Source organism: Hymenobacter cheonanensis, assembly GCF_030581075.1.
In the GTDB taxonomy this organism is placed as follows: domain Bacteria; phylum Bacteroidota; class Bacteroidia; order Cytophagales; family Hymenobacteraceae; genus Hymenobacter.
In genome coordinates this window covers 485,366-497,873 of sequence record NZ_JAUQSW010000004.1, presented here as the reverse complement: position 1 = coordinate 497,873, position 12,508 = coordinate 485,366, and the positions used below count along the sequence as shown (strand labels likewise).

At 63.5% G+C, this 12,508-nt stretch carries 9 protein-coding genes; 2 read left to right on the top strand and 7 right to left on the bottom strand.

What is annotated here, in order from left to right; translation table 11 throughout:
- Window positions 1–1,458 (bottom strand): PSP1 domain-containing protein (locus Q5H89_RS10905; RefSeq protein WP_305019342.1); only part of this gene is annotated, 1,458 nt, incomplete at its 3' end.
- A 505-nt stretch (window positions 1,459–1,963) separates the two neighbouring features.
- Between Q5H89_RS10905 and Q5H89_RS10900 the strand changes: the two genes are divergently transcribed.
- Both Q5H89_RS10900 and Q5H89_RS10895 read left to right on the top strand, forming a co-directional pair.
- The gene (locus Q5H89_RS10900; RefSeq protein WP_305019341.1) at window positions 1,964–2,770 is read left to right on the top strand and encodes a M57 family metalloprotease; all 807 of its coding nucleotides are present in this window, start codon (window positions 1,964–1,966) and stop codon (window positions 2,768–2,770) included.
- A gap of 225 nt (window positions 2,771–2,995) precedes the next feature.
- Entirely contained in the window at window positions 2,996–3,808 is an 813-nt protein-coding gene (locus Q5H89_RS10895; RefSeq protein WP_305019340.1) for a M57 family metalloprotease, read from the top strand.
- A gap of 69 nt (window positions 3,809–3,877) precedes the next feature.
- Here Q5H89_RS10895 and Q5H89_RS10890 read toward each other — a convergent pair whose 3' ends face one another.
- From Q5H89_RS10890 to ftsH, 6 genes are all read right to left on the bottom strand, one after another.
- A complete protein-coding gene (locus Q5H89_RS10890) occupies window positions 3,878–6,520 on the bottom strand; it encodes a S8 family serine peptidase (protein ID WP_305019339.1) in 2,643 nt (880 codons plus the stop codon).
- Between the two features lie 140 nt (window positions 6,521–6,660).
- Entirely contained in the window at window positions 6,661–7,824 is a 1,164-nt protein-coding gene (locus Q5H89_RS10885; RefSeq protein WP_305019338.1) for a zinc-dependent alcohol dehydrogenase, read from the bottom strand.
- A gap of 192 nt (window positions 7,825–8,016) precedes the next feature.
- Complete coding sequence (locus Q5H89_RS10880) at window positions 8,017–8,928, bottom strand: hypothetical protein (protein ID WP_305019337.1); 912 nt, start codon at window positions 8,926–8,928, stop codon at window positions 8,017–8,019.
- Window positions 8,918–9,709 (bottom strand): UDP-2,3-diacylglucosamine diphosphatase, encoded by a 792-nt coding sequence (locus tag Q5H89_RS10875; RefSeq protein ID WP_305019336.1) that lies wholly within the window; start codon window positions 9,707–9,709, stop codon window positions 8,918–8,920. The genes Q5H89_RS10880 and Q5H89_RS10875 overlap by 11 nt, the downstream gene beginning before the upstream one ends.
- A complete protein-coding gene (locus tag Q5H89_RS10870; RefSeq protein ID WP_305019335.1) occupies window positions 9,699–10,349 on the bottom strand; it encodes a LutC/YkgG family protein in 651 nt (216 codons plus the stop codon). The genes Q5H89_RS10875 and Q5H89_RS10870 overlap by 11 nt, the downstream gene beginning before the upstream one ends.
- 83 nt (window positions 10,350–10,432) lie before the next feature.
- On the bottom strand, window positions 10,433–12,505 hold the full coding sequence (ftsH, locus tag Q5H89_RS10865) for an ATP-dependent zinc metalloprotease FtsH (protein ID WP_305019334.1): 2,073 nt from the start codon (window positions 12,503–12,505) through the stop codon (window positions 10,433–10,435).
- Window positions 12,506–12,508 lie beyond the last annotated feature (3 nt).

Here is a 12,508-nt window from a genome sequence, read left to right as displayed (position 1 = left end):
CTCCTGGTCGGGGCGGGGCGGGCTGCCTTCGCCGCCCTCACGGTGGCCGCGGCCACCCCGGCGGTTGAGCGGGCGGGCGGCGGCACCCCGGCGGCCACGCTGCTCGGCAGCATTTTCGGCGGGGGCAGCAGGGGGGCCAGGGGTGCCCTCGGCGCGGGGGGCAGCGGGCAGGCTTTCGGCACGGGCGGGGCGCTGGCCACTCTCGGGGCGGGGCGGCCGGCTGCCTTCAATGCGCTCGCGGCGGCGGGGCTCGCGGCCTTCGCGGGGCTCGCGCACCTCGGGGGTGCCGGCGGGGCTAGCGCTGGCCTCGGGGCGGTCGGGGCGCTCCTTGCGCTTGCGCTTGCCGCGCTTGCTGCCGGCTTTTATCTGGTCGTCGAGGCGGTCAAGGTCGCCTTCCATGAGGGTCGAAACGGCGGGGGCCACTTCTTCTTCCTGGCGGGGGGCTAGCAAGGCATCGGGCTTTTCGCCGCGCTTGTTCATTTCGAGCACTTCGCGCACGCGCTCGGCGCTGAGCATCACCCAGTTGTTATCGCCCCGGAAGGCAAACCACATGCGCTTGCGGAAGATGTCGGTTTTCTGCAAAAACGCCTCGCCCGTGGCTATTTGCAGCGGGCGCTGCACCTGCGGAATATCCTTGAGAGCATCGAGGTAAGCGTCAAGCTCGTAGTTGAGGCAACACTTGAGGCGGCCGCACTGGCCGGCCAGCTTCTGGGGGTTGAGGCTCAGGTTCTGGTAGCGGGCGGCGGTGGTGCTCACGGCCTTAAAGTCGGTAAGCCAGGTAGAGCAGCACAGCTCGCGGCCGCACACGCCGATGCCGCCGATACGGCCGGCCTCCTGGCGCAAGGAAATCTGGCGCATCTCCACGCGCACCCGAAACTCATCGGCCAGCCGCCGAATAAGCTCCCGAAAATCAACGCGGTCCTCGGCCGAGTAGTAGAAGAGCGCCCGCGTGCGGTCGGCCTGGTACTCCACGTCGGAGAGCTTCATTTTGAGGCGCAGCTCATCAACCACAGCCCGGGCCCGAAACATGGTGCCGTTTTCGAGGTCGCGCACGGCCTGCCAGCGCGCCTCATCGTCGGGCGTGGCCACGCGCAGAATGGGGCGGATGTCGCGCGAGTCGGTAGGTACCTTCTTCTTACGCATTTGCAGGCGCACCAGCTCGCCCTTCAGGCTCACGTGGCCCAGGTGCCAGCCCGAGCCGGCAGCCTCCACCACCACGGCGTCGCCGGTTACCAGGGGCAGGTGCTTATCGTTGCGAAAAAACTCTTTGCGACCGCCCTTAAAGCGAATTTCGACGCAGTCGAAGCCCCGAAAATCAGAGGGCATGTCGACATCGGCGAGCCAGTCGAAGACATTGAGCCGGGTGCAGCCGCCCGAAGAGCAGCCACCCTTGGAGCCGCAGCCCCCGACCTTCGAAGTCGAGCAGCCGCCGCCGGATGAACAAGTAGTACAAGCCATAAGGCTGAAAAATCTATAGATGAGGCGGCCGCTTACCGGGCCGCACGAAAGGGGGAATCTAGCAAAGATAACCGATTCGGCAAGCCGAAAGGTTTGGGCCGGAAGGCGCCCTGCGCAGGCGGCCGGGCTGGCACTTATGGGTGGTAAAACCAGGCGGCCCCACCCTCGCCAAGGCTACCGGCAGCTAGCGCAGGCAGCCCCTTTTACCAGCGCCTGCCAGACCGACAGTCAATGACGTCCGGTTTTTACGAGTCGATTTTTAGTGGTCCGGCAGCGGCCCGGCCACCCAGCCTTGCGAGTGGCTTCCAGGCGACGGCAGGCCAATTTTATGCTCGCCTCATACCTAAAAAATCATATTAAATCTTGCTATAATTTTGTAGCAACAATGTTACACAAACGTGTAATATTTAGGCATTTACGATACTTACAGTTGTTAGGTAAAATTTTCTCTTCACATTTGGCTCACAGTTTTCACCTCTCATTCATCCTTTTCCAAACCAAACCAATGTTCAAGTTCTCTTCCCTTTTGGTCCTGGGGGCCAGCGCAATGCTCTCCCTGGCCGGCTGCCAGAAAGCCCAGGATACTGCCACCCAGCCCACCGCCGTCTCGAACGACGTAAAGGCCCAGGTTCAAGCCCTGGGCTTCGGCACCAGCGACCTCAAAGCCGTGGATGGCGGCTACGTGGTAGAAGGTGACATCTTCCTGTCGCCCGAGCTGCTGGCTAGCAAAAGCGACTATAAAATGCTGCGCGTAGGTGCCGATGAGCAGTACCGCACCACCAACCTCGTAACGGGCCTGCCCCGCGTGCTCACCGTGAGCATCTCAAGCCAGTTCAACTCGACCTACGTGTCGGCTATCGACGAGGCCATCCGCCGCTACAATGCCGCCAGCCTGCAGCTGACTTTCCGCCGCATTACCTCGGGCACGGCCGACCTGCCGGTGAAGTACTCGTCTAACCTCGGCACGGGTGTGCTGGGCCAGTCGGGCGGCTTCCCGAGCGGCGGCAACCCCGCCCCCGGCTTCACGCTGGTGCCCAACGTGATTAACAGCTCGAACATCAACTACATCGCCACCATCATGGCGCACGAGATGGGCCACTGCATCGGCTTCCGCCACACCGACTACATGAACCGCGCCTACAGCTGCGGCGGCTCGGCCAGCAACGAAGGGGCTAGCACCGTGGGTGCCATCCAGATTCCCGGCACGCCGGCCTCGGCCGACCCCAACTCCTGGATGCTGGCCTGCGTGGGCAACGGCGTAAACCGTCCGTTTAACACCAACGACGTAACCGCGCTCAACTATTTGTACTAGGCGCGTTTAACTCTCCTATAAGGCACCCCGGCTTAGTGCAAGCCGGGGTGCTTTTTTTTATACCATCAGCCGGCGCTTTGCTGGGCAAGCCTATCAAATTGCCTCAGAAACTCGTCAGAAAGAGTGTAAGATTCTGTTATTTGGGGTAAGGCCTAGCGACTTCACAAAGAATTAACAGCACATTTGGCCAAGGTTCATTTTACATTCTTTTCCCAAACCAGACTGATGCTTAAACTCACTACTTTGCTGGCCTTTGGGGCTGGCGCTGCCCTTTCGCTGGCCGGGTGCCAGAAGAGCCAGGACACTGCTGCTCAGCCTGCTGCCATTTCTGCGGAGGTAACGGCCAAGGTGGCGGCGCTAGGCTTTGACACCAGCGACCTGAAAGCCACCACGGGCGGCTACCTGGCCGAGGGCGATATGCTGATTACGCCGGAGCTGCTGGCCAGCACGCCCGAGCGCAAGTTTTTGCGCGTAGGTGCCGATGAGCAGTACCGCACTACCAACCTCGTAACGGGCCTGCCCCGCGTGCTCACCGTGAGCTTATCGACTGAGTTTCCGGCTTCCTACGTTACGGCTATTGATGAGGCTATCCGCCGCTACAACGCCGCCGGCCTGCAGCTCACCTTCACCCGCATTACCTCGGGCACGGCCGACCTGCCGGTGAAATATTCTGCTGACCTCGGGCCGGGCGTGCTGGGCCAGTCGGGCGGCTTCCCGAGCGGCGGCAACCCCGCCCCCGGCTTCACGCTGGTGCCTAGCGTGATTGGCAACCAGACTACCAATGCTATCGCCACCATTATGGCGCACGAGATGGGCCACTGCATCGGCTTCCGCCACACCGATTACATGAACCGCGCCTACAGCTGCGGCCGCAAGGGCCAGGGCAACAACGAGGGCACGGCCGGGGTGGGCGCCATCCTGATTCCGGGTACGCCGTCGGCCCCCGACCCTAATTCGTGGATGCTGGCCTGTGTGGGCACCAACGTTGACCGCCCGTTTAATGCGAACGACGTTATTGCGCTCAACTACCTCTACTAGAGGCTACAACCTGTAGCAAAAAGCCCCCGGCCCGCTAAGCAGGCCGGGGGCTTTTTGCTGGCGCCGGGGCTAGTTGGCCAGCAGCACGCGGCGCGTGCGGGCCGGGCCGCCGCCCGTGGCGGGCGTGGCCCGCAGCAGGTACACGCCGGGGCGCAAGCCACTGGTATCAAACGGGTTAAGGGCACCTTCGACCCGGCTGGTGCGCACAAGGCGGCCCAGCGCATCGTAGAGGCCCAGCAGCAGGGCCACCCCCGGCTCGCCGGCCACCTGCAGGGCCTGGCCCACCACCACGGGCACCGGAAACACTAGCAGCTCGCCCCGGCGCACCAGCTGCACCGCTACGGTATCGCTGAAGAAAGTGCGCCCCGTGGTGGTTTGGCCCACTACCCGGTATTGGTTCAGGCCAATGGTAGCGCCGGGGTCGGTGAAGGTGGTGGTGAGCCGGGCAACGGGGCTCAGGGTCTGAATAGTCTGGAAGCCCGCTGGGCCGAGGCGCTGCAGCTGCACGGCTTGCAGCTGATACAGCGTGCCCAGCGACAGCAGCAGCTGGGCCGTATCGGCAATAGGGAAACGCGGCAGGAAAGAGCGGATGTAACAGCGCACGCCGGCCTCGGCCAGGTTGATGGTGGCGCCGCGCTCGGCCAGCTTGCCGCCCAGCACCGGGGCCACGGCAAAATAAGGCCCGGCCTGTTGGGCAGGAGTCACCTGTAGCAGCGTATCGGCCACTAGCCTAAAGGGTTCGGGCGCAGTGGCCCCTAGCCGATATACCTGATACTGCGTGGCGCCCGGCGTAGCGGGCCAGCTTAGCAGCGTGGCATCGGGGCAGATGTAGCCCACGTGCACCGGCAAGGGCCTGGCCAGCGCGAAGGTATCGGACACATACGCCTGGCTGCCAATAACGCAGCGCACCTGGGCCAGCGTGGTCGTGTCGGGCGCGGCCCAGGCAAAGGTGCGCTGCGTGGGGTCAACAGTTGCCCCTAGCAGGCGCCAAGCGGCGCGGCCCACCGGCCGGTATTCGAGCCGGGCGGCCGTGGCCGGGCCGGCGTAGCTCCAGCGCAGCAGCGTGGTTTGGGCCGGCCGCACGTTGCGGAGGGCGCTCGGCACCAGCCACTCGAAGCCGGGCGCCACCACGGCATAGGCCAGGCTGAAAGCCTGCGGGCCGGCAGGCACCGCGTAGCCCCGCACCCGCACCTGATAAGTGCCTGCCGCAGGCAAGGTAATGGTTACCTGCTCTACATTATTCAGGTGGTCGGCCGCGCGCCGCGCCGGGCGGCCCAGCGAGTCCAGGCTTGGGTAGGTGCTCAGCGTCCAGGGCAGCCAGCGGCTGCCCCCAGGCCCCAGCACCTCAAGGTCAAGGTCATTCACCAAGGCCTGGGCAGCGTTGGCGGCGGCTTCGGGGTCGGTCCAGGTCAGCGTCACTTTAACCTGCTGCGTGCCGGCAGGCACGGCCAGGTCAAACAGCTGCTCCTGCCCCTGGGCCACGGCGCCATTGCGGTAGCGCTTTTCCAGCACCGTGCGCACGGCCCCCAAGGCATCGAGCTGCCCGAAGCCGGCTACAAAATCAACCTCCGGCCGGCCCACATCGCGGGCGCTGTTTATAAGCGCTGCCTTCACCAGCGCCGCGGCGGGCAGCGTGCCGGTCTGGTCGCGATAGGCCTGCTGCACCAGCAGCGCCCCGCCCGAGCCCAGCGCCGAAGCATCGGACGAGCCGGCGTCGCCGTAGGCCACCAGCTCGGGCTTCACGCGGCCATCGTAGGCCGGCCCACGCGAGCTAAGCGGCGCCACCTGCCCTAGCGCATCGGTAGCGCCCACGGCCAGCGAGTTTTTCGACATCTTGAATTGGCCAGTGAGGTTGGCCACGCCTGCCAGGCCTTTATAAGGGCCATCGGGGCTGGCTAGGTTGCCGGAGTTGCCGGCCGAAAAAACGTGCAGCAGCGCAGGCAGCTGCCGCGCCTGCTGGTCGTAGCCCAGGGCTTCGAGGCCATAGTAATTTTCGATGCCCGTACCATAGGAGTGGTTTTGCACGCTCACGCTCAGCCGGGTGAGGTCGGCGTTGGCATCGGGCAGCAGGTTGGCGTAGGAGGAGGAGGCAATGCCGGCCTGCCGCGCCGCGCCCTCGCCGGCCGGCCCCGAGTTGCCGCCGCCCGCAATGAGCGTGGCCATAATGCTGGCGTGGGCCGACTCGATGACCGTGCCCGCCGGCGTATTCAGCAGCCGCCCCCGAAAGTCGAGGTCAGTGGGGTCCAGCGGGTTTTCCTTGATGCTCACCACCAGCCCCTGCCCGGTGAGCGCGGGGTAGCGGCGCTGCACGGCCCGCAGGTTGTTCACCGTCAGGTCGGCGCTGTTGAGCAGGCGCTCGTCGTGGGCCGGGCGGTTGGGCACATCCACAAATTCGACCAGCGGCGAAGCGGCTACCGCGGCTAGCTGCGCCGGGCTGGCCAGCCTGATGGTCAGCAGCTTACTCGCGCCAGCGGGGCCCGTCACCTGCATGGCAGGCAGGGCCAGGCCTGCCCACTGGCGAAAGGCCGCCGCGTCGCGCACCTGCACGCGCACCGTTTGGCGGCTGCCGGCGCGGCCCGCGGCCCGCGCCACGCCGGGGGCCAGCTTAGTACCGGCTGCCACCTGCGCCCGCAGCGGCAGGGCTAGCAGCCCAAGGCCCGCCAGCAGCCCTAGCAGCCTAACGGCCAGCAGCTCAGAGTATACCCTTAGCATCAATTTTTGCACTATTAACAGCCTTTCAGTTCCCGGCTCTTCCGGGCTGGCAAGGTACGCAGCACCCCAAAAAAGCCCGGCTGCTCATCCCCTCTTCGGGGCGAGCGGCCGGGCCGTACCAAAGCAGCTGCCAGCCGGCATTATTCGCCCGGCTTGAGCACCACTTTCACGCAGTTATCTTTTTTGTGACGGAAAATGTCGTAGCCGTGGGCGGCCTGGCTCAGGGGCAGGCGGTGCGAAATGATGTCATCAAGCACCACTTCGCCCTTGATAATGTGCTGCAACAGCTTGTCGATGTGCTTGTGGGCCGGCGCCTGGCCACCCACCAGCTTGATGCCCTTATCGAAAAACTGCCCCACCGGGAAGTTATCGTTGGTGGTAGCATACACCCCTAGCACCGATACCACGCCGCCGCGCCGCACGGCACTCATGCAGGCTTCGATAATCTTGGGCGAGCCTTTTTCGAGGTTAATAACGGCCTTGGCACGGTCGAGCAGGTTGCGGTCGGGCTCAAAGCCCACGCAATCGACGCACACGTCGGCCCCGCGCCCCTGGCTCATGTCCCGGATTTGCTTAATCACATCGTTGCCGTCTTCCCACAGGATGGTCTCGCACCGGGTCGTTTCCTTGGCTTTATCGAGGCGATACTGCTGGGTATCAACAATAACGACCCTGGCCGCGCCGCGCAGCCAGGCGCTCTTGGCGCACATAATGCCCACCGGGCCCGCCCCAAAAATAGCAACAAACTCCCCGCCCTTCACCTCGGCCCAGTCGATGCCCGAATAGCCGGTCGGGAAAATATCCGTCAGAAACAGTACTTGCTCATCGGTCAGAAAATCAGGCACTTTGCGCGGGCCAAAGTCAGCGTAGGGCACGCGCACGTACTCGGCCTGGCCGCCGTCGTAGCCGCCGTAGAGGTCGGTGTAGCCAAAGAGCGCGCCACCTTTCTGGGTCAGCAGGCCGCCTTCGGGGCCGTAGTGCTCGGGGTTGGAGTTTTCGCAGTGGCCGGGCAGCGAGTGGTCGCAGAAAAAGCAGTGGCCGCAGGCAATCGGGAAAGGCACCACCACACGGTCGCCGCGCTTGAGGTTGCCCACGCCCTTGCCCACCTCCTCCACAATACCCATAAACTCGTGGCCGAGCACCATGGGCGTAGTGGGCAGCGAGCCATTATAGATGTGCAGGTCGGAGCCGCAGATGGCCGTGCTCGTGACGCGAATAATGGCGTCGCGCGAGTCTTTCAGCGTGGGGTCGTCAACGGTATCGACACTCACATTGCGGGGGCCGTGAAACACTAATGCTTTCATGGAAAAGGATAAAAGTGGGTGGAAGAACTTGCCTTAGCTAACGGCGCGCCGTGCCAGCGGTTGCGTTAAACCCTACCTTTCCCTTACTATGCAACTTAGTTACAATTAGCTGATTAAGCCCGGCCGGCGGGCCGGCAAGCGCCACCAATAGCCTGTTGCAGGAGGCTCACATTCAGCCACTCCCTCACTTAATTACAATTGATAGATGCTGATGCCCTTGGTTGTGAAGAAGTAAGCTAGCTGGTCGCCCAGCAGCACCTGGCGCACGGTCGTTGCATCGAGGCCGGCAGGCAGCGGCTGGGTGCGCTCCGTGAGCGTATACAGGTGAAAGAAATGGAGCTGGCCGCCACTGATATACGCCAGCTCATCGCCCCGGAACGTAATGAAATCCAGGCCCGTAAAGGGCAATTTCTTGCGGTAATTGCCCAGGTTATCAAACACGAAGATGCCGCTGGTGTGGTCTACCAGGTACACATTGTTCTGATACTGGCGCAGAAAGCGGAAGTCGGGCCGGCTGCGGCCGATGATAAGGTCGAGCGGCGTGCTCTGAACCACGCGCAGGGCCTGGGGGTCAAACTCGCGCAGCGTGAGGGCGCTTTCGTCGAGCAGCCACAGCAGGCCGTCGGGGGCCAGCGTGGCCGTGCGCACCGTGCCATCGATGTAATCGGCCAGCCTGATTTCGCTCAGCGGGGCCAGAAAGCGGTCGAGCAGCAGCACCTGCTGCCGGTCGTCGTAAAAAACCAGCAGGCTATTCTGGTTCCAGGCCTCTATTACCGCCACGTGGCCGGGCTGGGCCGGCGAGTAAGTGTTGAGCGGCTGGCCATCGCGGGTTAGCTGGCGCAGGTTATTGTCCTGGTCGGCCAGGTAGAGCGTGCCCCGGCGGTCGAGTGAGGCCGCGCCGGTATTGGGCAGCGCCAGGGTTTTTGCCAGCGTCCAGGCGCCGGCGGCAGGCGCTGGCCCATTCAGGCTGGCTGTTTTCTCGGCCGGGGCGGCTTCTACCGGCGCTACGCGCGCGGCGGGCGCCACTGAGGCCGCGCTGGGCACGGTGTTCTGGGCCAAGGCAATGGCCGGCGCCACAAGCACGGCTAGCGCGCTACTTCTCAAACTCGCGCAAAACCAGCTCGCTGCCATCATACACACCGTAGGAACAATAATTGACCCATTCGCCTAGGTTGACATAGCGGCTGCCGGGTGCCACGGCCACATCGAGCGGCAGGTGGCGGTGGCCAAACACGTAGTAGTCGTGGTGCTGGCGCTTTTCCAGCTCGCGGCAGTACACCAGCAGCCATTCGTCTTCGCCAAAGTACGTAGCATCGGCGGCACCGTTTTGCAGGCGCGAGCGGCGGCTCCAGCGGTTGGCAATGCCGATGCCCAGGTTGGGGTGCAGGCGGGCAAACAGCCACTGCGTGAAGCGCGAGTTAAACACGGGCTTCATCAGGCGCTTGTAGGCAAAGTCGCCCGGCCCCAGCCCGTCGCCGTGGCCGATGTGAAAGAGCTTGTCGCCCATGCGCTGGCTCACCGGGTTGCGCAGGATGGGAATGCCCATTTCTTGGGTGAAGTAGCCAAACATCCACATATCGTGGTTGCCGGTGAAAAGCGTGATGGGCAACCCCGCGTCGGTCAGCTCGGCCAGCTTGCCCTGCAGGCGGCTAAACCCACGCGGAATAGCGTGCTTGTACTCAAACCAGAAGTCGAAGACATCGCCCAGCAGATAGATGGCGGCGGCATCCCGGGCGGCCATGTCGAGCCAGCGCACAATGCGGCGCTCGCGCTCGCGCGAGGTTTCGGCATCGGGCACGCCTAGGTGAAAATCGGAGGCGAGGTACACGCGCTGGCCCGGCGCCAGGGCTAGCGGCGGCAGCTCAGGCAGCAGTTTAGGCGTCATCTTCCAATAAAAACAAGCTGAGGCGGCGCGGGCCGTGGGCGCCCAGCACGAGGGTTTTCTCAATGTCGGCCGTGCGGCTAGGGCCGGTGGTGAGCGAAAGCATAGAGGGTAAGTGGTCGCCGTAGCGGGCCTGCACCAGGCGTAGCGCATCGCCTATTTCGGCCACCACTTGGCTGGGGCGGGCCAGCACAACGTGTTGGTCGGGGTAGATGCTGAGCCGCCGCCCGCTGGCCGTGGCCGGCGCTACTACCAGGCTGCCCGTGCGCGCCACCAGGGCCTCACACGAGGTGAGCCCCACGGCGGCCTGCGCCCGGAAATCAGCCTCCGTAGCCTGAAAAGGCACTTGGGCAGCTTGCAGGTGCGCCTGCATGGCGGGCTCCCACACATAAAACTGCTGGCCGCCGGGCAGGCGCTCAGCTAGCCAGGCCCGCAGCTCGGAGCCTAGCTGCGCGTGGTTTTCACAGTAAAAAAACTCGCCCCCGATGCGCCGGAAGTTTTCGGCAAACAGCGCGGCCAAGTCGGCGGGCGGCAGCAGCGGATGCACCGGCGCGGCCCAATCGGGCACGGGCGGCGCCGGGGCGGGCCCGGCCGCCAGCGCCGTGCGGATGCGGCCCAGCAATTTATCGCGAGGTGAAAGCATGTGGCAAAGGTAGCGGACATAAAAAAGGCCAGCCTCGCGGCTGGCCTTTTTAGCTGCCAGGGGCTAGGCCCCTCGGCAAGGTGTTAAACCGTTTCGGTTTCGGGCTGGCCGGGCAGGTGCAGCGCCGGCAGGTCGCTGGTGGGCTCCTCGGGGTGCTCGGCGTGGCGCTCGCTGGCGGTTTCCGAGCGGTCGGTGCCGGCCATGTGCGCCTGGTAGTTGGTTTGGCCACCAAAGGGGCGTTTGCCTACGAGGCGCTCCAGGTCGTCTTGCAGCAGCACCTCCTTCTCCAGCAACTCTTTGGCGATTACCTCCAGCTCGTGGCGGCGCTCGGTCAGCAGCTCCTTGGTGCGGGTGTAGGCCTGGTCGATGATGGTACGAACTTCTTCGTCAATCATCTGCGACGTAGCTTCCGAATAGGGCTTCGAGAAACCGTACTCATTCTGACCTTTCGAATCATAGAATGACACGTTGCCGAGCTTGGTATTCATGCCGTACATCGTCACGATGCTGTAAGCCATCTTGGTGATGCGCTCCAAATCGCTAAGGGCGCCAGTCGATATTTTGCCGAACACCAGCTCTTCGGCGGCGCGGCCACCCAGGGCCATGCACATTTCATCAATCAGCTGCTCAGTATTGTACAAGAACTGCTCCTTGGGCAAATACTGGGCGTAGCCGAGCGCAGCTACCCCACGCGGCACGATGGATACCTTCACCAGCGGGTCGGTGTGCTCCAGAAACCAGCCGGCGATGGCGTGGCCGGCTTCGTGGTAGGCCACGATGCGCTTCTCGCCGGGGCTGATAATCTTGTTCTTCTTCTCCAGGCCGCCGATTACGCGGTCGATAGCGTCGGTGAAATCCTGGTTGGTAATGAACTTCTTGTCGCGGCGGGCGGCAATAAGGGCAGCCTCGTTGCAGACGTTGGCGATTTCGGCGCCCGCAAAGCCCGGCGTTTGGGCCGACAGCTTTTTGGCATCCACGTCGGGGCCTAGCGTCAGGGGCTTGAGGTGCACCTGAAAAATCTGAGTGCGGCCGTTGATGTCGGGCTTGTCGATGCTAATCTGACGGTCGAAACGACCGGGGCGCAGCAGGGCCGAGTCGAGGGTGTCGGGCCGGTTGGTAGCGGCCAGGATGATAACGCCCGAATCGGTGCCGAAGCCATCCATCTCCACCAGCAGCGAGTTCAGGGTGTTTTCGCGCTCGTCGTTGCCGCCGGGCATCGAGCCTTTGCTGCGCGAGCGGCCCACGGCGTCAATCTCATCAATGAAGATGATACAAGGGGCTTTGGCTTTGGCTTGCTTGAACAAATCGCGCACGCGGGCCGCGCCTACCCCCACAAACATCTCCACGAAGTCGGAGCCCGAGAGCGAGAAGAACGGCACGTCGGCCTCGCCGGCTACGGCCTTGGCCAGCAAAGTTTTGCCGGTGCCGGGAGGGCCTACCAGCAGCGCGCCCTTGGGAATTTTACCGCCCAGAATGGTGAATTTGCTAGGGTTCTTTAAGAACTCCACAATCTCTTGTACCTCTTCCTTGGCTTCTTCCAGGCCGGCTACGTCCTTGAACGTAATCTTTACTTTATCACCGCCTTCGAAGAGGGCCGCGCGGCTTTTACCGATGTTGAAAATCTGGCCGCCGGGGCCGCCCGCGCTGCTCATGCGGCGCATGAGAAACACGAACAGGATGATGCTCAGGATAATCAGGCCGTAGCTGCTGATTATTTCGCCCAGCGTAACGCGGTCTACCGGCTCTAGCTGCAGGCGTTGCTCGCGGGGCTTGTTAGCCTGCAGCTTATCCAGCTGCTCCTGAAAGTATTTGGCGTCGAAGATAGGGAAATAGTACTGCGCGCCGTGGTCGGCAAACGGGCCGCGGCGGGCGGCCAGGTCGCGGGCATACTCGGGCTTTTGCAGGGCAGCCGCCGTCAGGCCTACTTCTACCGTGCGGGTGCTGTTTACCAGCGACACGTCGTGCACGTCGCCAGCAGCCAGCATCTGCTCAAATTTTTGCTGATTAATTTTAATGGCACTATCCTGCTTTTGAAACCAGAACATACCGATGAATAGCACCAGCAGCCCCGCCATTACCCACATCTGCACTCCCGGCCGGGGCGTGGGATTGGGCAGCGTCGGCTTGCGGCGTTTGGTGGGCGTCGTATCAGACATAAA